The following is a 23854-nucleotide window of genomic DNA, read 5'->3' as shown; positions in this document are numbered from 1 at the left end:
TTTACCACTAGTACCCATATATTTCAACTACTAATAAAAATTTTTTTATTACATATATTTAAAGTTATTATATTTTTTGTTCAATGGTCAATTATCAATGCTTAATTATTAAGCTAATTACAATATATATTACCAACAACAAAGTACTGGTGACATACAATTGGCTTTACTAATTGATGAATAAGTAATGCTGAATAATCAAGGTTAGAGCTCAAGGAGAAAGTTCGAAGAACAAAATACAAGATTTAGATTATCACTTTTTGTCAGCAATTTTTTTAGTTTTATATATTTTCTGAAATTCCATACTTTCCTACCCGTGCTATAAAAATAAGAGCCTATTTCTAGACTCTTAAAAATTTTACTTAATATTATTTTCATTCATATTATTAATTAATTTTATATATTTATTTTCATTTTTGCCCATACTCTAAATAAGCATATTATATAGCCAATTACAATTATAACACGCTTGAAAGAATTTTAAGTACTATTAGTGAAACAGGTATAAATAAGTCTGGCACTAAAGATATAACATTTCCCCAAACAAGATTTCTATTCCTTGTTAAATCAATTATTCTCACATAAGAAGCCCCAGCACATAATATACAACTTACTATTATTGCACTATTTAAATATTCTTTTCCTCCCCATAAACTCATTATTGCAATGATTCCCATGCCAAGTTCACTAAAACCTAACTCCTTTTGGAAACCATTTGACTCCCAGCCAATATATTTTGCTATCTTTTCTGACATCAGTGCATGTCCGACAAATGCTAAGATTCCTAAACCACCTACCCCAACTACAACTTCCCATAAAAGTATTTTACTTAAAAAATCAGCTATAGTAGCAGCTTTAGAAATAAGTGATGCATCAATTACTCCTATACTAATACCTAATAGTGTAAAAAAAATAAATGGCATTTTACATCCTCCTCAATTATTAAATAAAATTAATATCTCGAGAAGAATTATAAAGTCTATTGTTACTATAGAGTCAATACACTTTTTATTGGAATTTGAATTTCAGTAATAAAATCTTCAGGATTTCTAGTTATTGAAATATCTATATAATAAACTTCTACAGGATCTCCTATTATAGTAAGTTTATTGTTATTTGCGTACTCAATTAATTGCTCATATGTTTTTGGCTTATTAAAATGTGCTCCTAAATGCATTTTACTTAAATAGTATCCTTCTGGAATCACTTTATAGTTGTACTCTATATCACATGGATCTTTAATTTCCATACAAAGCTGAATATCACAGGGCATTCCCAATATTCTTTCCCCATGATATATAGCCATTGGATTTCCTATGGTAGAATTCTTCTTAATTTCAAGTATCTGTTCAAAATCATTAAATAATTTAGCAAAACCATTTTCATTTAATTCTATTGTCCTTTTCAAATAAATAACATCTCTTTTGGGAATTCTTTTTATTTCAATACAAGAAAAATCAGCATTATCAAGCATATTTATATTATTAATATATAATTCAAAGCTTTTATCTGCATATAATAGCTCATTAATTTGTTCCTTAAGCTCATACCTTTTTTGCTCAAATATATTCTTTATTCCTACCATATCATTTTTTTGTAAAAATACCCCTATTTCATTTAAAGACAACCCGAGTGCTGCCATTTTTTGAATTATCATCACAATAACAATTTGCTCGACACCATAGAACCTATAACTACTCTCCTTATCTATAAATTTAGGTTTTAATAAACCTATCTTATCATAATAGCGTAGGGCTTGTATTGAAATAGAGCATATTTTTGAAAACTTACCTATAGAAAATAATTCTTCTTCCAAATAAATCACCTCCTAGCATTTAATATTAAGGTAATTATGATACTTCAAGTTTTTTATTATATATAGTAAATTGATTTTTCCCCTTTTCCTTTGATTCATATAATGCAACGTCAGATTTTTCAATCAAAGCTTCTAAAGTTTTTCCATCACTTGGATAAAAGGCAATCCCTATACTAGCCGAAACTCGAACCTCAATGTTATTACCAATATACTTTGCATTAAGATTTTCGCATAAAAGCTTTATTTTTTCTTTTATTAAAGGAATAGAAAGGCTCGGATTAAACACACAAAATTCATCGCCTCCGAATCTTGAAACAATAGCATCCGGTTCATTAAAAACATCAATTATTTTATTTGCTGTATCTTTTATTACTTCATCACCTGTCATATGTCCCAAATTATCATTTACAGCTTTAAAATTATCCAAATCTATAAAAATTAATGTACATGTACTTTCCTTGTGCTCTTTAATATAATTTTTAACTTTATCATAAAAGGTTGTCTTATTATACAATTCCGTCAATTGATCATATTCTGATTTTAGTTTTAAAAGTGAAAATTCTTTAACAATATGATCAATATCACTAATCTTACCAATTACTCTTACAATTTTACCATTTCTCTGAATATAATTCAGTTTCATTTCACACCATAAATATTCACCATTCTTTTTCATTAATCTAATTTGTTTAATAATAGATTGCTTATTAAAAGCTTTCATATCATCAAAAATTTTATTTAATAGTGTTTTATCTTCTGGATGTATTTTAAATTCATTAAAGAAATTTTTATTATACTTTTGAATATTTAAGTTCCATCCAAATTTCTCTTCAAATTTTGAGGAACTTAACATCTTTTTCTCTGTAAGGTCAAAGTCAAAAATAATGTCATTTAATTGTTCTACAACAATATTATACCTCTCCCTTTCTAAACTTAGATCCTTAAGATATTTTCCCTGCTCCTTGGCTTTTACAACAAAACAATAAAATGCATCTAAAAGAGAAAGTAAAACTATTCCCCCAATGACTAGCAATATTGTGCCATACTTTGCATAAAAATAATTGCAAAAGTTTAAAAATTTATCTAAAGGCGATAATTCACTTGCATTACTTATAACTTCAGCAAAGACATTAATCCTAAGCATAAAATTAAATATTAATGCTAAACTTAAAATATAAATTATCTTTTTTATATTATTAAACATAATTTTCACCTCTTAATTGTTAATTGAATATTATTATCAATTACACTGCATAATACATTTTATATAATATTTTAAATAAAATCAATAAGATTTCTAAACTAAACACTAATGACAATATATTAATTTTGCGCTTAACACAGCTATTTTCTGAAATATAACTAAAATAATATGATATAATTATATTATTGCTATTTCAATTATTAATTTCATTTATCAATTAAACCAAAGGAGGAATGCCTATTTTTACTTATGTATTAATATTATTAATTGGTATTTTAATTTCAGCTATAATAAGCAGATTTATCCCATCTTTATCAATACCAATTATTCAAATTGCAATGGGCGCTTTAATTGCAACTTTTCATTCTGAATTTAACATTCAGCTTGACCCCCATACTTTCTTAGTTATGTTTATTGCCCCCTTACTTTTTCGTGATGGGAAAAATGCAGATAAAATTTCCTTGTGGAAGCAGCGAAAAAATATACTTCTAATGTCAGTAGCTTTAGTTGTTGTAACAGTTATTTTAGTTGGATTTCTTATAAATAAGCTAATCCCTTCTATTTCATTACCTTCCGCTTTTGCTTTGGCAGCAGCATTATCACCTACTGATTATGTTGCAGTTAATGCACTTTCAAAGAAAATTTCTCTTCCAAAAAGAGTTCTTGATATCATTGAAGGCGAAGGACTTATGAATGATGCTTCTGGGCTTGTATCTTTTAAATTCGCCTTAGCAGCAGCTTTAACTGGAACTTTTTCATTATTCAATGCAACTACAAGTTTTTTAATAATGTCTATAGGTGGAATTATTGTTGGATTTGTTTTGGAACATATTTTAATTAGGTTTGAGATTTGGGTAAGAAATCTTGGTATGGAGGATGTTACCGTAGAGATATTACTTCAAATTTTAACTCCATTTGTAATATATCTTATATCTGAAGAAGTATTTCATGTTTCAGGTATACTAGCCGTTGTTATCGCAGGAATGGTATATTCATTATCCTTAAAAAAGTCTAGATTTGAAAATGCCGAATTAAATGCAGTATCAGAAAATACTTGGTCAGTTTTAGCTTTTGTTCTAAATGGACTTATATTTATAATAGTCGGCTTACAATTACCAAATATAATTAAAACTGCATATTTTGAAGTTACAATCAATAATTTTAATGCAGTTAGAGATGTATTTTTAATAACTTTTGCTTTACTTATAATTAGATATCTCTGGGTTCTATTTATGTATATTAGCGATACAGAATGTAAAAACGAAGATTACAGTAAAATATTTCTTGCTGCACTTTTAACATCTCTTTCAGGAGTAAGAGGTGCTGTTACATTAGCTACAGTCCTTTCGATTCCTTTGGTCCTTGAAAATGGCGAACCGTTTCCAGCAAGAACACTAATTTTATTTTTATCTGTTGGTATAATTTTAACTACCCTTCTTATTACAACTTTTATATTACCTTTTTTTGCAAAGAAAAATATCCCTGAGGAATCAAATTATTTAGAGACCTTAAATAAAGCTCAGATAAATGTATGGAAAAATACAATAGATAAACTCAAATTAGAAATTGAAAATAATAAGTATGTTCCCTTAACCATAAGTGAATATAAGCTTCGTATCCATCAATTAAAGCGTGGAAATTCTTATTATAAAAATTGGAACATAGGAGACAAAGAAGAAAAGAAATGGATGCTTATATGTTTTAAAAAGGAAATTGAAAATACTGAAACATTATTACAGCAAGGGAAAATATCTGAAGCAACAGCATATGCATATGAAAAAGCTATTAGAAATAAAATCAAGTTAATATCTTCTGTTGAAGGCTTTTCATTAAGATTAAAGCAAGCTTATGCGCGTTTTGCTATTATGCTTTCCAATATAAGAAGATTTAAATTTATTTTACAGGTATTAGAAAACAATAAGGACATTGAGAAATACTCAACAAATATAGAAATGAAAGAACTTTATTTAACCAATGCAAAACATCTGATTCATTACATTAAATCAATTATTAATTCTGAAAATGAGGAAACTCTAAAAAAAATAATATTATATTATCAAGGACTATGCTGGCGTGCAAGCAAACCTTTCTTAGAAAAATATAATAAATATGAGAAAAAGAAAGCTGACATTAAAGCAATGCAATTAGAAAGAATTATTATACAATCTCTATTTGAAAATGGTGATATAAACTGGCATATCGCCTCTGAACTCAGAAAAAATTTAAATTATATCGAAAGCGATATTTTAAGATAATTATACACTTAAAAGCCTAACTTATTCATTTAGGATAATCTTAGGCTTTTAATGTCTTGATAAAAAATACGTATAAAAAACAATAATATTTTCATGCCTTATTATCCATTTATGGCATTTAACTCTTATTTCTGAACAACTTAGTAATAATTTATATGATGCCTTTTCACAACTCCCCCCTAAATATATAACTTTATTTTTATTCTCTTGATATTCAACTAATATAGTCGAGAATTCCTTGCTAACGACATTACTTGCTTAAAATATCAATATTTTATGTAAAATTTGCGCAATATTTGTATTACGATTTATTTTGCCAAATACTTGGAAATAAATTATAATTTATAAATGTGTGTTAGATAATTTCTGTATAAAAAGAGGTACTATATGAATAAATATACTTTATTACGATTAAGATGTAATATACTTATTAGAAAATTTATTTTAAATTCACTTTTAAGTGTTTTAAGACCTAGTAACAAGTTAGTTATTATAATTTCCCAAAATTTGGACAAGCATATTGTTGCGTATCATAAAAGGATACATAACATTTATGCTTCGAAATTCCATTTGAATCTGGTGAATTAATGTTAATTTTATTTGTTATATCAATACTATTGGCTTAATTATGTAATTTAATATATAATTTAAAAATCCTAATATCATCTAAAAAGATAATATTAGGACTTGCATAATTACATATAATTCTATAAGGTTATCCAAATCAAACATTGATGTCTATCTATTCTAACTAAACAGTTATTTAAAATTGTTTTAGTCTGCATACTTCCTTCCTCTGATTTTTCATGCCTTATATTTATTCACCTTCATATGCAGCTTTTAAGATTTCTAAATCAAATTTTTTCATTTTCAAAAAAGCTTCAGTCACTCTTTTCATTTTTTCCCTATCAACAGATTTCATCATTTCCTTCATTATTGTTGGAACAACTTGCCAAGACACTCCAAATTTATCTTTTACCCAACCACATTCCTCGGCTTCTGGGATGGCAGAAAGCTTACTCCAGAAATAATCAATTTCCTGCTGATTCTCACAATTTATTATAATCGAAAATGCTTCATTAAAAGTAAAATCTACATCAAAACCATGATCCATAGCACAAAAATTAATATCTTCAAGTTTAAAAGCAGCATAATTTATCTTTGCCTTTGATGACTTTGCTTCTCCTTCTTTATATCTGCTTATAGTTTCAATTTCAGAATTCTCAAATATTTCAGTATAGTATCTCATTGCTTCTTCTGCCTTCCCACATGATTCTTTTGAAAACAAAAAGCAAGGTGTGATCTTTTGAGTAGTTTTTTCATTCTCTTTAAGCATAAGTTGCCAAGATAAACCATACTTATCTTGAATCCAACCATACCATTTGCAAAAAGGATATTCTCCAAGTGGCATTAATTCTTGTCCCCCTTTAGACAAAGCTTCCCATTTTGAATTAACTTCCTCAATTGATTCACAAGCCACCATTAATGAAATTGACGGATTGAATTTAAAGTAAGGTCCTGCACTAATTGCTTGAAATTCTTGTCCTGCAAGCTCAAAAGTAACTACTTCAGCATTACCCGAAGGAGTATCTTCTAATATTGTTTCACTCAATAATGAAGAATTATCAAATAAACTAACGTAAAACTTAGCAGCATCACTCGCTTCTTTATCATACCATAAATGCGGAACTATTCTTTGCATAATAATACCCTCCTCAAATTCTACTTTGCGGCTTCTTCTGAATATTTTTTAAAATTATCCAATATTGATTGCCAGCCATTCTTTTGCAATTCAACAGAATTTTCGCTTTCAGCTTCAAATATTTCTGTTATCTCTGTCTTATTTCCATTTTCCTCAAAGATAATTCTAACTTTTCTCTCGTCACCCAAGGTGTATGAAATAAGCTTATGTAGTTCAACTTCATCATAAACTCCACCAAAATCAAAACCAAAGCTGCCATCTTTAGCTTCCATTCTAGATAGGAATTTACCTCCAACCCTTAAATCATTTTCTGCAATTGTAGTATGCCAATCCTCTGATGCGGTATTCCACCTTTTTATACATTCAGGTTCTGTCCAATACTCCCATACCTTCTTAACATTCACATTTACAGTAGCTTTGATTGTAATTTTTTCCTTTTCACTCATATTTCTCTCCTCCTCTTACTTATTGAAAACCTTTTATATAAATATTGTACCACATCAATGGTATAAACATACTGTATATTGCTTTCTTAAATTCAATAACCTTTCGACAACTAAAAAAAGCAGTAGTTAAATTACTACTGCCTTTTTACTGTAAAATATTATATTTTACACATATTTAATGTGACCCATTACTCCATTAAATAAATAGTGGTGTATTTTCTTCCAAATTTCATAGCTTCCTCGTGACTTGGTACCCATACATCTATTACATACGTACCATCTTTTTTCACCTTAATCGCCCCACCTCTATCTTCAACATTAAACATACCATCCTGCTTATAATTTTTCAATTCTGGAATGTACATTTTACTGCCGAGAGGGACATTTTTTGGAGCTGCAATAACACCTATTCTCGTCCTCGTCTGCATTGCTGTTTGAGATCCCCATTGTTCTTGAGATCTTGGATCATCAGAATATGCAGTTAATTCAGCTTTTATCGGTGTACCTTTTATATTATTATTTTCTTGAAGTTTAATTGAAGTATTCTTCTTATTTTTAACTTCTTCTACTATTTCATTAACTGCATTATTGAGAGTTTTTATGTCTTCTCCCACAATTTCTCTATTCTCTTTAATATCAAGATTTTCTATATTTGAATCTCCTTGATATTTCCCCATAGCGACTTTATTTATTTGAGTCACTTTTGCTTGAGCACCGCCATAACCTGGACCAGTGCACATTAAACACATTGCAAAGAGTGCATATACTCTTGTAATATGTTTATTTAATTTTGTCAAATAACCACTCCTTGTGTTTTATTTGCGGCTTGAATTTCCCAAATACTTCAAGCTACATTAGCCACCGATATGGTATTGCCTATTATAGCATATGAATATCCCCTTCTCAAAATCAATTTATTCTATATATGGATAATTTTCTTATAATTTAATATAAAAGTATTCATATCAATAATTACACAATTACCATAGAAAGTTGACTCTCTATTTTATAATCATATTATTTTCATCCAATTATATTTTGCTTTAAAACATAAAATTTTAAACACATTTTATTTATTAACTTCTATTAAATGAATTTAATGAATTCAGAAAAATATGTTACTGACTTTAATACCACAAAAAATTATTAATACATTAAGTTTACCAATCATATAAATAGTTTATAGACACCTAGTTGTATCGAAGAAATTTTTTAAGGAGGAAAAGACATGCAAAAATGGCAAAAGGTCTTTCTTGTAATTCTTTTTATATTAGCATTTTTAGGAGCAATCATAGGTTTTATTATGACATACTCTGGATTTGGGCAAATAAATGTGTTTGCTGAAATAGATATTTTAGGATTTTTCGAATTAATTTTATTATTTGTGGCAATTATCTGTGGTATTGTAGATATTTATGAAATTTATGATTGTATTAAATTGTTTGGGGCAAAAAAATTCAAACTAGTTTTGACTACCAAAAATAGGCTAAATTATATTTTAGTATTTTTTGCAGCCATTTCACTTTTAGAGTTCGGAGAATTAATAACTTCAAAAGATATGCACCTTCTTCCTTTATTATTTATTACACTTATATTAACAACACTATTTATTATCCATGTTCGAAGTGAAAATGGTCTCAGCGACAACGGAATAATATATTGCGGAATATACCACAATTTAGCTGATATAAAATCATATAGAATTATTAATAATACAATTCTTGAACTAAATATATTAATAAATTTCTTTTGGTTTGAATATACCAATATTATTAAATTTAACTTAAGCGAAGGTGACAAGAATAATGTCGAAAATTTTTTAACAAAAAAAATGCAGTCACATTAGTGACTGCTATTTTATAAAATTTTGAGAGGGTTTAGGTATTGGTTTTGGGTATCTTTGTTATATTCATAATATCATATTATGACAAAATAATCTATATTTTTCTATAAAATTTATTTATTTTATTTTTCGACAAAATATCCTAACATTAAATGCCATTCTTTTACAAATTCCTCTCTTTTTTGATTTTGCAATACCAACTGCTGTTCTAAATTACAACTGAAATCAAAACACACAATGCTCCACCTATAATAAATGTAATCATACTCATTCTCACACTTATAACATCTCCAATATTATTTTTAGATTTTTCTTTCTCTATATTTACAGTTTCAAGATTGAAATTTGAAATATATTGAGCACTATCTTTTCCCATACCTAGAAGAGATAATCCTGATGGATTTCCACTAATTCCAGAAAATATTCCGAAAATAATTACTGCAACTCCTTCGAGAAATAAGACATCTTTAAATATATATTCTGTAAAATATATAACTACTGCTCCAGCAATGAGTAATATTGATAATAAAACTACTTCACTAAATAAAAAATTCATTATTTTCTTCCTCATATTTTTCCTTCTTTCATAAATTCTACTGTCCTAATAATTATATATTCTATTATATTCATTATAAACTCGTAATACAAAACCTGTAATTTATACAATTTTGATATTAAAATGTCTGTTTGCAAAGGTTTGAATTTACTCTCTTATAAATCCAACTACTCCAATTGCTCCAGGACCTCCATGAGTTGAAATCACACATCCAGTTTTAATCCAATTAATATTCTCAAAACCTTTTTCTTTTGCAATCACCTCTACGCGCTTCTTTATTTCCTCATCAAGTCCTAAAGAATAAATAAAGTATATTTGTTCTCTATCCATATTCCATTTATCTATATATTCATTCACATATTTCTCAGCAACACGTTTTATTGAACCACGATATTTTTGTGTCACAACTAATTTACCATCCAATATTTCAACTACTGGTTTAATTTGAAGAATAGTTGCTCCCAAATATGATGCATTTGACAAGCGCCCACCAGCCTTCAAATACTCAAGATCTCCTGGTATAAAGGATACTCTTGCTCTTTTTACATATTGTTCTATTTTTTCAACTAAGTCCATAGGTTCTATATCTGAAAAGTTCTCTATTAAGTTTGCTGCTTTTAAAACAATAGCTGCTTCTCCTCCAGAAACATTTAATGAATCTACATGTAAAACATTTTTCATACCAGCAGAACCAATAATTGCATTTTGATAAGTACAAGAAGCTTTTGATGAATATCCTATATGAATGATTATACATCCAGGATTTTCTTCTGTAATTTTATTAAATAACTCTTCATATTCATTAGGATTTACCGCTGAAGTTGTTGGTATTTTTTTAGTTCTTTTATGATAATCATATATCTCTGTTACTTGAATAGCTCCATCTTTATAATCTACATCATCCATTACTACATGCATCGGAAGTACATAAATATTATGTTGCTTTGCCAAGTCTTCTGGCAAATCAGTTCCACTTTCTGTCACTAAAATATATTTTTCCATCTTTTCTCCTTATCTAATGTCTTATTTATTAAAATTATATTCTATTTGTACTTATTACGCACTATATACATCCGAGAACTCAATATTAATTTTTTCCACTAAATTTCTTATAGTTCTATATTCACTGTGTGAAATTATAGAATAAGCATTTTCATTTACCTTTACACAAGGAATCCTTATTAAAAATTCGGTTCCATTTTTATATTTTTTATTAATTTCAATACTTCCATTATGCATCTCTACAAAGGTTTTCACAAGGAATAACCCCATTCCAGTGCCTTCCGCAATTCTTGAATTACTCTTATCAACTTTTTCAAACTTTCCAAAAATCATATTTTGAGCTTCTTTGGGAATACCTATTCCATCATCTTTAACGCTTATTTCAATTAAGTTTTCATTCACTTTATATATACTAACTTTTATATTCCCATGCTTATTCCCATATTTAACTGAATTCGAAAGAAGATTCAAAATTATACGTTCTATTAAATTTTCATCACAGTCTACATATATTTCTTCACATTCAGTATCAAAAATAATATTCATATCCTTACAATTTGCATACGATACAATTGATAAAGTTATTTCTTCAATAATATTGACAATATTTTGCTTTTTTAATTTTGCTACAAAAAAACCTGCCTGAATCTTAGTTGCATCAATTATATTATTAGTTGTTCTAATAAGTCTTAAACAATTTTGTTTTATTATGTTATTATAGTTTCTTATAGTTCTCATATCTTTATCATTTAAATATAACTCTTCCAATTGTAATGCCGAATAAATTACATTTATTGGTGTTTTTAATTCATGAGATATATTAGTAAAGAAATCATTAATTAATTTATCTTCTTTTTCCTTTTCAATAAGTAATGCCTCCATCTCTAGAGATCTTTTCCTATCTGATATATCTCTTATTATTGATACATTACACTCTTCTACTATGTTTTTTAAAAATAATGTATAAATTTCAGTATCTAATTTTCTTCCATTAAAGCTGAGCTTGCCTTCTACAGGATTATTAACCTTAGTTTTATCTCTACTACTGAATCTTTCAACTAATTTCTCCCTATATTCACAATCTACTAAATCAAATATACTTGAGTCAATTATGCTATTTTTATCTTCTATCTCTAGCAAAGATGCCATTTTGCTATTAGCATAAATTATTTTTTCATCTTCTATTAACATTACTCCTTCTGGTAATAATTCAATAAATCTCTTAATTTTATAATACTCTTCTTCCAATTTATTCTTTGAAAAAACTAATTCCTCATTTTTCCTTTCAAATTCCGTTGCTTTTAAATTTATCTTCTCAAAAATTATTTTATATGGATCCGAAATTACTGATTCAAATAATGCTTTAAATAATAAATATGCTGCAATCAATTTTGAAGTATGTCCTAAAAAATTAAATAATCCATATGCATCAATATAAAAAGTAAATAATAATTCAGAAAATATCTTGAAAATTATTGAGAAAAAAATTAATTTACTTCCACTAACTTTTTTTATTTTATAATTATTATTGATAAAAAATGCAAATATCATAAAAAATGTTGAAATAATATACTCACTAATCACCTTAAATTTTGTGAGTCCATATCCATCTATATAACACATAGGAAATATGTTTGTAAACAATATAGTACATAACATTATAGAAACAATAACTAAATTTAAAACTACTACTTTTTTTGCTTTTAGTTTATTATTTAAATAATATATAGAAAAAATTAAAGCTATACTTTCATAATATCTTCCACCAACCCACAATTGAATAGAAATATCTGGATTATCAACAATAATATTGATTCCTTTATAGGTTAATGTGTGAAACATATCAATAATTCCCACAAACCCATATATAATTCCCAAATAGGTAAACCAATTATTTTCACATATTCTAACTGTTCCAACAGCTACAAGCATTACAGCCAAACTTATGGCTATAGTAGACATTTCAATTAAACTATGAAATAAAGTATAGTTATTTCTACTAACAAAATAGCATATAAATACCATAATTATTATTATTTTCCATTTATCAGACATAACAAGCTTGTAAATACTTTTATTTTTCATAATAACCTTCCCCCATAAATATTACTCATATTTTCTATTATACCCTTATATTTAATTATAAACTAAAAAATACCATTTTTATATATTATTTCATTATTTTTATTCAAATATTTTCAAATTATTTTACTCCAAAAATTACATTGGTAAAATACATGAAATTCATTAGACTTATAATTTTAAATCTGTATAATCATTCTTAGGCATATTAATAGTTACAACTCATTTAATATGTCTTAAGTTATCTTTTACTATTTAGGAGGTAATTAATGAATAAGATAAAAAAATATTATATACTCATCCCTATAATTACTGCAATATTGTCACTAATAGTTATAGTATCAACAGCACTCGATACTAATCTCATTAATAAAAGTTATTCCATATTTACAGAAGACATGAATTCCAATAATGTCTCTACAGTCGTAGTTAACAGTTCTCCCAAAATGACCATAATATTAAATAATGGCGATAAATATTATACTGATAATCCACACACAGATACATTAGTTGAAAAGTTATTACTAAAAGGAATAGAAGTTAAAAACGAAAACACTCCTCCTCTTACAAAATCTATTCCTTCAGGTATCTTTGTTTTATCCATTATTTCAATAATGGCCATGCTTTTATACAAAGTTAAAGGAAAGAATTCAGTAACTTCTATAGAAATGCAGGATTTTAGCAAAGACCAAAAAAATGCATTAGACTTCAACGCTGTAGCTGGTAATGAAGAAGCAAAAGAAAGCTTAATGGATATAGTTGATTTTCTCAAGAATCCTGAAAAATATCAAAAATATGGTGCAAGAATGCCGAAAGGTGTAATTCTTTATGGTGATCCTGGTACAGGGAAAACTCTACTTGCAAAAGCTGTAGCTGGTGAAGCAGGTGTTCCATTCTATGCTCTAAGTGGATCTGACTTTGTACAAGTTTACGTTGGGGTTGGAGCTGCAAGGGTAAGAAATTTATTTAAGAAAGCAAAAACTCAAGGAAAAGCTGTGATTTTTATTGATGAGATTGATGCAATAGGAAAAGCAAGAAGCAATGGTAAAAATGGTTCAAGCAATGATGAAAAAGATCAAACTTTAAATGCTCTTTTAACAGAAATGTCTGGTTTTGGACAAGATGATGGCATTGTTGTAATTGCTGCTACAAACAGATTGGACATGCTTGATAAAGCATTATTAAGGCCAGGCAGATTCGATAGACATATCGAAGTATCCTTACCAGATGTTAATGCAAGAGAAAAAATATTATCTCTACATTTTAAAAATAAGCCTCATGAAAATATTGATATTAAAGAACTTGCAAAGAAAACAGTTTACTTCTCTGGTGCAAAACTCGAAAGTTTAGTTAACGAAAGCGCTATTTTAGCTGCAAAAGAAAATAGTACTTCTATTACATCAGCTCAAATAGATGCAGCTTATTCAATAACCTTAGCAGGTCATGAGAAAAAAGAAAGAAGTTATTTAAAAGAAGAAGATAAACTTTTAACTTCGTATCACGAAGCTGGACACGGCTTGGTTAATATGCTATTACTTCCAAACGATAAAGTTTCAAAAATAACGATTATTCCAACTACAAAAGGTGCTGGCGGATATACTTTGACTATTCCCGAAGATAAAAGTTACCACAGAATTGATTATCTTAAAAATAAAATTAAAGTCTCACTTGGTGGCAGAGCTGCAGAAGAAATAATTTTTGGAAAGGATAAAATTTCTACTGGTGCCCATGGAGACCTTTCTCAAACTACTGATATTGCATTAAAAATGATTTCCGAATACGGTATGGGAGATACATTAGGACTGATAAAACTTTCAAGTGTCGGTTCTCTATATAGTAGTTATGGAAATCCCGTAATTGAAGAATGCAAAAATCTCGTTAATGAATTATATAAAGAAACTTTAGAACTTTTAAATGAAAATAAGAGTTCTCTTGAAAAAATAGCTTTAGAATTATTAGATAAAGAAACTTTATATGAAGACGAACTAAAAATGATAATATAACAGAAGCTTAGCTTGATTAAACAAATCATTTCCTATTGCCAAATAACAAAAGAGGTTCAATATGCCTCTTTTGTTATTTATTATTCTTCTTTCTTTCAATATATTCCAATAAGCTATTCAACAAATATTTCCTGCCAAAAAAATAAAATTAGACATATGTATTTCAAACAATATGTCTAATTTTATTTTATAATCCAGTACTATTAATTTCAATTCTTCTCGTATCTTCATTGAAATGTAAATGAATATTTTCCCTTTCTTCCTCTAGAACAAGTCTTGTTTTTCCGAAACAAAATATAGTATTTCTAAATGCCAAAGCAGCTGTTATTCGACCATCTAATGGAACCATCAACGTTGTAGGTACATATGCTTTACTTCCAACAATTCCTGCACTAATGTTTCCTCCAGCTGATAATATGCCTCCACGAGCAACAGAATCTGATTTCGTGAAAAGTATATCTTTCATTGCAGTTAATTTAGAAGTATATTGTCCTTTTCCCCCTATTATTATATTTCCAGTTGATTTAATTTCACAATCCTGGCAATATCCTATTCGTATATCTAATGGTGCTATTAAATTCCTATCATAGTATTCTATTTCATTTTCTAAGATATCCTTTAGGCATTTCAAATCATTTATTCCATTCATATTTAATATATTATATCCCAGAACATTTTCCTTAATATAGTCTACTAACTTGCTTCTTTTAGTTTTATTTTTTATATTTAAAGTTATAATATTTAAAGCAATTTTTTGGAAATTACTAAATCTCTGTTCTGTTATTGTTAGTACAAGCTGATTACTTCTCAAATTAATATCTCTAAATTGTAAATCATCTATATACTCAATCATATTGTAAATAATACGCTTAAATTCATTTAATACATCTAAGTATTCCTTATTTCTAATGTCAATTTGTCCAGATAAAATTTTAGAATTTATTGCATTTCCTAAAATAGTTATTTCACCTCCAGATACTACATTGGAAGTATTAACATTTTGGCTCACATCTAATGAACCACCCGCACTAACAAACATATTATCTTGAACAGAATCATAAACCTCTATATCTCCATAGAATTTAATATTACAGGTTTCCATATTTACAGATTCAACGGCATAAATTGGATTAACTGTAACTTTTCTATTTGCAATATGTGCTTTTCCATCAATAAGAGCTATAATATCAGCCCCTTCGATTTTACATCCATCTGAAGCTACTATAGGCATACTTCTTATGTATTCTCTTTTTATTTTTTTTCCAAAGATGTTTTTACCATCCTCGCCTACGACTTCAGGTATTATTTCAGCAATTTTATCTCCTGCATTTACATTAGAAATTCTAAATAAATTTTTAAAATCAACTATTTCATCTGAATCAGGCTCCGGAAATAACATTTGTGTCGGTGTAAAAAATAACTTCACCTCACTTGGTATATCTTTAGCTGGTCTTATTCCTTCTGCAACTAAGATTTCTTTTCCTGTTCCCTCTGTTGCCTCTTCTAAAGCTTCTTCGTCTATACCATAAACTATTCCTTTTTCCTTTAATATCTTCTTTAATTCTTCAACTGTAAAAAATGGCGGAAATTTTTCTGAAGCAATTTCTGTTGATATTGCTAAATTTAAAAAAGCTTCCTTATCTTTTAGTTTGAATTCTGTTTCTGGTGTATATGCTACAGTCATATATGCCTTCATTTTATCATCAGAAATAGATATATTAACTTCCCTGTTAGCTTGAGTCTTTTCAAAAGTATAAGTAAACTTATCGTTTGATGTAACTTCATATGCTTTATATTGTTTACATGGCATATCATTTATAAACAAATTAATATATTTTCTAGCTTTTATTGTTATTCTTTCATTAAATGCGCCATCAACAACTATTATTTGTCCATCAATAACTTTTGCTCCAACTTCTCTTTCCATAATTATCCCCCATAAAAAATATTACAATATATGTTACAATTTTAATATAATCTGCAACCATAATTCAAGTTAAGAATTATTATTGTATAGATATCCCAAACTTATAAATGGAATATACATGCATCATTGAGAAATTATATTCGTAACACTACACTAGAAATCAGATACATTTTTCTGGAAGCAGGCATGTGAAATTGAGCTGATGAAGGTTATTAATGGGGACTTGTTTCATTTCAGCTTGTCCAGATTTTACATCTGGAACACGCTGAAATGATGGCAAGCCCACATTTAGAACCTTCCAGCGAAAATTTCACTAGTCCTGTGGAAGACAAATGTATTGAATTTCGGTAAGTAACCACATAAATTTAATTCTCGCGTTGAATATCTATAATATATTAAAACAATATATATTAATTAAAATTATTGTTTATATTTATAATTTCATTAACTATAACTTTACTTATATTAGGAGGAACAAATTTAGGTTTACTTAAATAGTAACCTTGAAGATAGTCCACTCCCAATTCGATTAACTTTTCTAATTCCTCCTTTGTTTCTACTCCCTCAGCTACAACTTTTATTTTCCTTTGTTTTGCATAAGAAATTAGATTCTTGGAAATCTGCTGCCTATCCAGATCTTTATTAATTCCCCTCACAATTTCCATATCAATCTTCACATAATTAGGAGTAATAGCTAACAACACAGCTTCATTGTTATAGCCTGATCCAAAGTCATCTATAGCAATCTGTGCATTCCATCTTTCACATGCTTTTCTCTTTTTAGAAATATTTGTTCCATTGGATCTTTCATTTTCAAGCAATTCTATAACCAATCTGTCAAGATATGCTCCATATAAATTTTCAAATCTTTTTACATCTTTCTCAGATAGCGCATGATTAGGTATTGAATTTACAAATAGTTTTACATCTTTAAATTCTTCCATATAGCTTAAAAATCCTTCAAGTGCTTTAAAAAACGTAATTCTTTCAATTTCATATAATCTAGAATCAGCAGTTGCAAGTTTTATTATATGAAGTGGATTTTGTAGATTTTCTAATTGTGAGCGCATTAAAGCTTCATATGCAAATATTTCTCCTGTTTTTGCATCTACAATTGGCTGGAAAGCATATTGTATCAATTCTTCATCAAGTAATTTATTTAAATCCTCTTGACTACTTAATAAAAAAGATTCCTCTTCATATTCTTTTCTGCTAAATTCACTTATATTTCCTTTTACTGTTCTTTTAATTTTATACATTGCAAAATCAGAATATTTGGATAGCTCCTCAAAATTTGCAGCATCATCAGGAAACCATGCAACTCCTGTTGATATTCTAATTTTTAATTCTCTATTATTAGGTAACTTAAGTACAGTATTTTCAACATTATCATGAATATCTCTAATAATTTTCCTAATTTCATCCTTATTTTCATATCCATAAATAAATACAAAAAATTCATCCCCTGATCTTCGTCCTACAACCCCTCCATATTCTTCAAGCCTTTTTAATTCTACAGCTGCCTTTCTTATATATTCATCACCATAATCATGTCCATATGTATCATTTACATATTTTAAATTGTCTAAATCCCACATTATAAAAGCACCAATTTTATTTCTAGCTTTTCTTATCCTTTCTTCAACTGTTCTATAAAATGCACGTCTGTTTAATATATCTGTCAGTATGTCATAATCTCTTTCATATTCAATTTTATGCTTCTCCAATATTTCTTGCGTTACATCACTAACTACACCTAACATTCTTGAATTATGCTCTAATATTTTTAATTTTATCCATCTAATGCTATTGTCTTCTTTTGTAATTTTATAAATATCCTCTGCTAAATTTTCTTCATGTACTATTATTTCTTCTATTATTTTTTCAAAGTCTTTAATATAAACATAAGAATCATTTTTATATACATCTTGAATACCTATTACTTGAAAAAAGGTTTCTGTGCAAAATACCATATCATGCCCTTTTTTATATTCAAAAGCACCTATTGGCATATTAAAAAGTTTTATTATTTGTGACAATTTTGATGCCGAATCAACAAGATTTGTGCTTAGAATTTCAATTGCTTCAGATAATTCATCAATCTCAGATATATTGGTTTTTTTAAGAATCAAAGGTTCAATTGGATTACGCTTTTTTACGTCTTCAGCTAAATACCTAATTGGTCTAGTAACTCTTGCTCCAGCAATAAGAACAACTGCAATTCCAATTACACTTGATAAAATTAATGATACTGACAATAATCTTGTAAATCGGTTTGAATAATATAATAAATTATCCTCACCAACAATCCCAATTATCGCACATTTTTCATCTTTAAATGGAGATTTTAAATTGTATAAATTGATATATTTAACGCAACCATAAGATCTATTTAAATAGTCATTTGTATTTAACTCATAAATAGACTTAAATACTTCAGTACCATTCATTGAAACCTTTTTGTCTTCTGAAAGTATTCTATTTATCATTGGGCCAGTGCTCATGACTTCATCAAAATCCATTCCACTTCCTTCATCAATACCTATTACATAGACCCCTTGCCCATTTGTAGTAAGCTCATTATAATCAAGTTGTGAATTTAAATATTTTAATGAAAGAGCTACTCCAATAACTCCATAAGGTTTATGATGTTCATCAAATAGAGGAACTGAATATGTAATAATCTTCATATCCTTATCATTTAAAGCAAAAGGCTTGCTCCAATAACCTAAATCTTTATAATCTAAAAACAAATTATCATTAGCAGCTTTAATTGGTTTTTCAAAAAAATCTGTTGCTGTTACTTTTCCAGCTCCATTAAATGTAAACTTATTATTCCAAAGGGCATCTAATGGTATACCTAAACTTCTTGCTGTTGATGCAGAACCTCTTTCCATGAGCAAGTCAGAATTATCCTTTGGATTAGAATTAGGATCTAAATCCCTAATATACAATCCAGGCTTTTCTTGTGAATCAGTATTAAGTATTACGAATGCCCCTGTCACGTAATTTTTTCTTAACATATACACTAATTCATTTGAAATATCTTTTAATGAGTCTGTTGCAACTTGAGGATTTTTATCAAAATCATTTACCGTCATACCTCTACTCTTTAAGTTTTCTAATATTCTAGAATTAATTTTCTCCTGATATTCTCCAATATTACTCCAGCGTTGTATCATTTCATTTTCCAAATAGTTTTTTCTTAATTCAATTTTCTGATTTAATATGTTAAAAGAATTATTCCTTAGTATTTCCACTATCCCACTTGTAAAAATTGTACCTACAAATAGAATAACTTGAACGATTACAATAACAATCATAGGAATTAATAATTTTCTAGCTATTGAATTTTTATTTCTAATGATCTCCATATTTCACCCCATTATACCAATCTAGCAATCCAATGAAAATAAAATTTACAATAAAAACTCACATAGCATTATTTATGTCATTTTTTAATTTTTCAAACCACTTTTTAAAATTTTCATCAGTATCATACTTATTTATAAGTTCCTTCTTAGAAATTCCATTATTTAATTGTTTTTGTATTTCCTCTCTATCCAATTTTGCCTTATCCAACATTGCCTTTTCTAAAATATCTCTTGCTTTATTTGAACCATTAAATGCCTTAACAAAATAAAATTCATTTGAATTTTCTTGATCTATTGCTGTAAAAATAGCATCTTGTAATTTTTGTGAAATATCCAAGTCATTATTTTTTGCTATTTTACTTTTAATAAAATCAATGTTATTTGCATCTTTCTTAACTGGAAGATAACCTGACTTTATTGAAAATTCTGTATTTCGTTCTACATCAGTAAACCATTTTAAAAATTCTGTTACTGCATATTCATGTTTACGATCTGATTTAGTAAGCACTATTCCTGCACCTTGTTCTGGCATATACCCCTTATAATTCTCGAATTTTGGAATAGGCAAAACCATACAATCAATTGGGTAGCTAGTCTCATCATTTTTTATAACTGAGCTCGGAAAATATTCTGCTCCTGGTGTTGAACCAACAAAAGCAATTATATCTCCTGTCTTTGTATCATCTGAACGAAATCGTCCATAGGCTCCATAATACCCATTAATATATGGAACATAAAAATTATCCCACAGCTTTCTCATAACCTTTTCATTCAAATTAACATTTACTTTACCATCTTCTATTTTAAATATTTCTTCTCCTAATTCTTTACTGCCAACCATCATATAATTAGCCATAGCATCTCTTCCAAAAAAAGCTTTTCCATCATCCTTAATTTCTGTTTTGCTGTCTGACCATTCATAGTATTGTTTAGCTAGTTCTGCAATACCTTCCCAGGTTTGAAATTTATTTATATCTGCATTTGTTTCTTTTGCAAACATATCCCAGGCGGTTTTATTTACCATAAGTACTTCTGTAGATTTTGCTATTGGAAATATAGTTAATTTATCACTGCTTGTTATTTTACCTTCCTCAATATAATTATCTATGTAATTTGACATTTCACTTTTAGATAAATATTGATTATAATCCGATAATAATCCAAGCTGCTCTAATTTATATGCTGTATCTGGATAAGCAGTGAAAGCCTCAGGCATCTTACCTGCGCCTACTTTTTCATTTGAAGTATCTATAACTTTATCAGTTAATTCATTTATACTTCCTTGACTAAAAGCTTCAACAATTATCCCTTCCTTTTTCCCAACAGTTTTGTTAAATTCCTCAACCATTTTATCAAATTCTATTTTCTGTACTCCATTATAGTAATGCCATATTTCAACTGCAGTAGGATTTTCTTTATCTAAACTATATTTATTCCCTAAATTTAATGAGCATCCTAAAATAAAAAAACATAATATTAAAACTGGTACTATTTTTATTGTAATTCCCCTCTTATCTAACATAATTCCCCCCATTAAACCGTTCTATATCCTCTCTAATTATAGGTTATAATTCATTTAATTTCCACAAAATAATTTAACTTTTTCCCCAATAATTATACATCTAGATTCTTTTCCATGACCAATTTCATTTGTCTTTACAATTGGTATATTGGTGTCATTTATTTTTTCTTTTAATAATTCTACTATATTTGGTGAATACTTTTCTTTCTCCATTTCTGTAAAACTTCCAAGGATTATTCCTTTGACTTTTTTAAATACCCCTAGTTGTTTATATTGAGTTAAATACGTAGCCATTTTAGGAACATCTCCACCTAAACCTTCAAAGAGAATAATTTTATCTTTAAAATCAGGCATGTATTCTGTCCCTGAAAGTTTCAGTAAACAACGAATATTTCCGCCTACTACTGTACCTTCCATACTTCTCCCCTGTATCCACTCATAGTTAAATTTCAAAAGTTCATTTCCTTCTCCCATAAAAGTGCTTTTAAATTCTTCAATTTGTCTCTCATCATTACTTTCAACCAAATTTCTAATTTGATAAAGATATGTCTTCATATTTGTCTTTGAATATAAAGCATTGATAACTACTGATAAATCACTGTATCCAAAGAAAGGTTTGGGATTCTTTTTTATTACTTCAAAATCTAAATACTCCAAAACTTCATTCGCAACATCTCCACCTGAAACATCAAATATAGCTTTAATTTCTTTATCAAGGAAAAATTTCATTACAGCTTCTGCTCTCTCCCTACCATTGCCATTAAATACAGAGTAGCTTTTATATATTCTTTCACTATATACTAGGTTAAGTCCAAAAGTACCTAATACATTCTCCAAATTGAGAATTTTACTTTTATTCTTTTCATCTAATCCATTAGAACAAGCAACTATCCCAACCTTATCACCACTATTTAGTAACTTCATCTTAATTTCCTCCCTAAACTATTACTACCTATAGTTTCTTATAACCTTCTTATTGAGTATTTACCCTCCTTTGTCATTTGTCTTAAAATAAATTCTTGTTGTTTATTAATATTAGTACCTTTAATTATTTTTGACCAGTGTGTCCATGTTTGATCCTTATGAAAAATAATTCCTGAAATCATAGTTTTTACTTCAATTATTTTATTCAATTTAATTTCTTCTATCTGGTCATTCAAATAATCAGATATACGATCTTCAATTTCAGCCTCTTTACTAGAATCAGTTTCCATTTCTTTAAAAATAACTGGTGAAATGCAAACATTAGATCTCCAAGCACATTTCGCTCCATATTTTAATATAGCTTCATCACTTGTTTTAATCTCTATTATGTGAATATTTATTCCACAGAACTTTTCTTTTAAATATTCCAATAAACTTTGTTTTCCATCCTCTTCATTACTTTTATTATAGATAACCTTTTTGCCTTCTCCACTAATTGGAATTCCCAAATTATATAATGGCACAAACCCATCATACTGCATTGCTTTTGATTTTAATGGCTCAGAATTACTTATCTTTCTGATAAGCTCCGACTCTCCCCTATAGCTTGGACTTCCATAAACATTATTATCTTGATACTTATTTTTTTGATTTTCATTATTAGTAGAGTATTCTGGTATAGACCAATATTCAACAGTACCATCACTATGAAATATAATTCCTGACGACATTTTTTCATTATTAAATAGACCTGTGTTATTTTCATGAATATATCTAAAAATTTTATTTTCTATTTCTATTCTTCTACTCATACTTTCTTCCATTTGCTTTAATATTATTGGTGAAATAATAACATTAAACCTCTCGCTATAACCATCTCCATAAATATTTACAGCTTGATCATTTTTTGAAACATCTGCAATTTCAAAATTAGCTTGAATAAATTTTTTTTGCAAATCTGAAATAACTTCTGATTTATTTGCTGAATCTAATTGAAATGAAAAAGTTCCATCATTAGTTTCAATATTATTACTTTCATAATTATAAATGTGATCTCCAAATTTGTTTGTTTGCCCTATTTCCATAAATGCACCTCCTAAAAATCAAAACAAATAATTATTCAGTTAATACCGTAAAAAAAAGTGTCAGACATTCATCTAACACCATTTTAGCATATTATACTAATTTATATATATTT

Annotated in this window: 17 protein-coding genes; 3 read left to right on the top strand and 14 right to left on the bottom strand. The window is 27.8% G+C overall.

Translation table 11 applies throughout. The features are described 5' to 3' along the window. Window positions 1-458: 458 nt before the first annotated feature. The 3 genes from L3B98_RS11745 to L3B98_RS11735 all read right to left on the bottom strand — a co-directional run bounded on the left by L3B98_RS11745 (window position 459) and on the right by L3B98_RS11735 (window position 3020). Window positions 459-923: a DUF6790 family protein gene (locus L3B98_RS11745; RefSeq protein ID WP_077364899.1), complete on the bottom strand. Its 465-nt coding sequence runs from the start codon at window positions 921-923 to the stop codon at window positions 459-461. A 65-nt stretch (window positions 924-988) separates the two neighbouring features. Then, on the bottom strand, window positions 989-1825 hold the full coding sequence (locus L3B98_RS11740) for a MerR family transcriptional regulator (protein WP_238916743.1): 837 nt from the start codon (window positions 1823-1825) through the stop codon (window positions 989-991). Window positions 1826-1850: 25 nt separating this feature from the next. After that, window positions 1851-3020, bottom strand: coding sequence for a diguanylate cyclase (locus tag L3B98_RS11735; RefSeq protein WP_238916742.1), 1170 nt, complete (start codon window positions 3018-3020; stop codon window positions 1851-1853). 233 nt (window positions 3021-3253) lie between these two features. On the opposite strand from L3B98_RS11735, the gene L3B98_RS11730 reads away from it, so the two are divergent. Continuing rightward, window positions 3254-5275 carry a Na+/H+ antiporter gene (locus tag L3B98_RS11730; protein WP_238916741.1) on the top strand — a complete coding sequence of 674 codons (2022 nt, stop codon included), beginning with the start codon at window positions 3254-3256 and terminating at the stop codon, window positions 5273-5275. 817 nt (window positions 5276-6092) lie between these two features. On the opposite strand, the gene L3B98_RS11725 is transcribed toward L3B98_RS11730, so the two are convergent. The 3 genes from L3B98_RS11725 to L3B98_RS11715 form a co-directional block, all read right to left on the bottom strand. Next, the gene (locus L3B98_RS11725) at window positions 6093-6977 is read right to left on the bottom strand and encodes a VOC family protein (RefSeq protein ID WP_238916740.1); all 885 of its coding nucleotides are present in this window, start codon (window positions 6975-6977) and stop codon (window positions 6093-6095) included. Window positions 6978-6997: 20 nt separating this feature from the next. Next, a complete protein-coding gene (locus tag L3B98_RS11720; protein WP_077364911.1) occupies window positions 6998-7423 on the bottom strand; it encodes an SRPBCC family protein in 426 nt (141 codons plus the stop codon). A gap of 188 nt (window positions 7424-7611) precedes the next feature. Beyond that, window positions 7612-8220: a 3D domain-containing protein gene (locus L3B98_RS11715; protein ID WP_238916739.1), complete on the bottom strand. Its 609-nt coding sequence runs from the start codon at window positions 8218-8220 to the stop codon at window positions 7612-7614. 431 nt (window positions 8221-8651) lie between these two features. Here L3B98_RS11715 and L3B98_RS11710 point away from each other — a divergent pair, with 431 nt between their 5' ends. Then, window positions 8652-9269, top strand: coding sequence for a hypothetical protein (locus L3B98_RS11710; protein ID WP_238916738.1), 618 nt, complete (start codon window positions 8652-8654; stop codon window positions 9267-9269). Between the two features lie 205 nt (window positions 9270-9474). On the opposite strand, the gene L3B98_RS11705 is transcribed toward L3B98_RS11710, so the two are convergent. From L3B98_RS11705 to L3B98_RS11695, 3 genes are all read right to left on the bottom strand, one after another. Continuing rightward, entirely contained in the window at window positions 9475-9837 is a 363-nt protein-coding gene (locus L3B98_RS11705) for a hypothetical protein (RefSeq protein ID WP_238916737.1), read from the bottom strand. Window positions 9838-9969: 132 nt separating this feature from the next. Next, window positions 9970-10824: a DegV family protein gene (locus tag L3B98_RS11700; RefSeq protein ID WP_238916736.1), complete on the bottom strand. Its 855-nt coding sequence runs from the start codon at window positions 10822-10824 to the stop codon at window positions 9970-9972. Window positions 10825-10878: 54 nt separating this feature from the next. Further along, window positions 10879-12909 (bottom strand): MASE3 domain-containing protein, encoded by a 2031-nt coding sequence (locus L3B98_RS11695; RefSeq protein ID WP_238916735.1) that lies wholly within the window; start codon window positions 12907-12909, stop codon window positions 10879-10881. Window positions 12910-13175: 266 nt separating this feature from the next. Between L3B98_RS11695 and L3B98_RS11690 the strand changes: the two genes are divergently transcribed. Continuing rightward, a complete protein-coding gene (locus L3B98_RS11690) occupies window positions 13176-14909 on the top strand; it encodes an FtsH/Yme1/Tma family ATP-dependent metallopeptidase (RefSeq protein ID WP_015394223.1) in 1734 nt (577 codons plus the stop codon). Between the two features lie 187 nt (window positions 14910-15096). Here L3B98_RS11690 and L3B98_RS11685 read toward each other — a convergent pair whose 3' ends face one another. The 5 genes from L3B98_RS11685 to L3B98_RS11665 all read right to left on the bottom strand — a co-directional run bounded on the left by L3B98_RS11685 (window position 15097) and on the right by L3B98_RS11665 (window position 23741). Beyond that, window positions 15097-16836, bottom strand: coding sequence for a FapA family protein (locus L3B98_RS11685; protein WP_238916734.1), 1740 nt, complete (start codon window positions 16834-16836; stop codon window positions 15097-15099). A 410-nt stretch (window positions 16837-17246) separates the two neighbouring features. Then, window positions 17247-20210, bottom strand: coding sequence for an EAL domain-containing protein (locus tag L3B98_RS11680; protein ID WP_238916733.1), 2964 nt, complete (start codon window positions 20208-20210; stop codon window positions 17247-17249). Between the two features lie 58 nt (window positions 20211-20268). Then, window positions 20269-21732, bottom strand: a complete 1464-nt coding sequence (locus L3B98_RS11675; protein ID WP_238916732.1) for an extracellular solute-binding protein — start codon at window positions 21730-21732, stop codon at window positions 20269-20271. A 54-nt stretch (window positions 21733-21786) separates the two neighbouring features. Next, window positions 21787-22656, bottom strand: a complete 870-nt coding sequence (locus L3B98_RS11670; RefSeq protein ID WP_238916731.1) for a S66 peptidase family protein — start codon at window positions 22654-22656, stop codon at window positions 21787-21789. Between the two features lie 38 nt (window positions 22657-22694). Next, window positions 22695-23741, bottom strand: coding sequence for a DUF6033 family protein (locus tag L3B98_RS11665; protein WP_238916730.1), 1047 nt, complete (start codon window positions 23739-23741; stop codon window positions 22695-22697). Window positions 23742-23854: the final 113 nt, after the last annotated feature.

This window comes from Clostridium sp. YIM B02555 (assembly GCF_022320955.1).
GTDB lineage: Bacteria > Bacillota > Clostridia > Clostridiales > Clostridiaceae > Clostridium > Clostridium saccharoperbutylacetonicum.
The sequence above is the reverse complement of the archived record's forward strand: the minus strand, read 5'-3'. Positions and strand labels throughout refer to the sequence as shown.

Bases quoted from the DNA above. Each gene is read 5' to 3' on its own strand.
- L3B98_RS11675 (WP_238916732.1), bottom strand. From the start codon at position 21,732: ATGTTAGATAAGAGGGGAATTACAATAAAAATAGTACCAGTTTTAATA.
- L3B98_RS11670 (WP_238916731.1), bottom strand. From the start codon at position 22,656: ATGAAGTTACTAAATAGTGGTGATAAGGTTGGGATAGTTGCTTGTTCT.
- L3B98_RS11730 (WP_238916741.1), top strand. From the start codon at position 3,254: ATGCCTATTTTTACTTATGTATTAATATTATTAATTGGTATTTTAATT.
- L3B98_RS11710 (WP_238916738.1), top strand. From the start codon at position 8,652: ATGCAAAAATGGCAAAAGGTCTTTCTTGTAATTCTTTTTATATTAGCA.
- L3B98_RS11720 (WP_077364911.1), bottom strand. From the start codon at position 7,423: ATGAGTGAAAAGGAAAAAATTACAATCAAAGCTACTGTAAATGTGAAT.
- L3B98_RS11685 (WP_238916734.1), bottom strand. From the start codon at position 16,836: ATGGAAAGAGAAGTTGGAGCAAAAGTTATTGATGGACAAATAATAGTT.
- L3B98_RS11690 (WP_015394223.1), top strand. From the start codon at position 13,176: ATGAATAAGATAAAAAAATATTATATACTCATCCCTATAATTACTGCA.
- L3B98_RS11700 (WP_238916736.1), bottom strand. From the start codon at position 10,824: ATGGAAAAATATATTTTAGTGACAGAAAGTGGAACTGATTTGCCAGAA.
- L3B98_RS11695 (WP_238916735.1), bottom strand. From the start codon at position 12,909: ATGAAAAATAAAAGTATTTACAAGCTTGTTATGTCTGATAAATGGAAA.
- L3B98_RS11705 (WP_238916737.1), bottom strand. From the start codon at position 9,837: ATGAGGAAGAAAATAATGAATTTTTTATTTAGTGAAGTAGTTTTATTA.
- L3B98_RS11735 (WP_238916742.1), bottom strand. From the start codon at position 3,020: ATGTTTAATAATATAAAAAAGATAATTTATATTTTAAGTTTAGCATTA.
- L3B98_RS11745 (WP_077364899.1), bottom strand. From the start codon at position 923: ATGCCATTTATTTTTTTTACACTATTAGGTATTAGTATAGGAGTAATT.
- L3B98_RS11665 (WP_238916730.1), bottom strand. From the start codon at position 23,741: ATGGAAATAGGGCAAACAAACAAATTTGGAGATCACATTTATAATTAT.
- L3B98_RS11725 (WP_238916740.1), bottom strand. From the start codon at position 6,977: ATGCAAAGAATAGTTCCGCATTTATGGTATGATAAAGAAGCGAGTGAT.
- L3B98_RS11680 (WP_238916733.1), bottom strand. From the start codon at position 20,210: ATGGAGATCATTAGAAATAAAAATTCAATAGCTAGAAAATTATTAATT.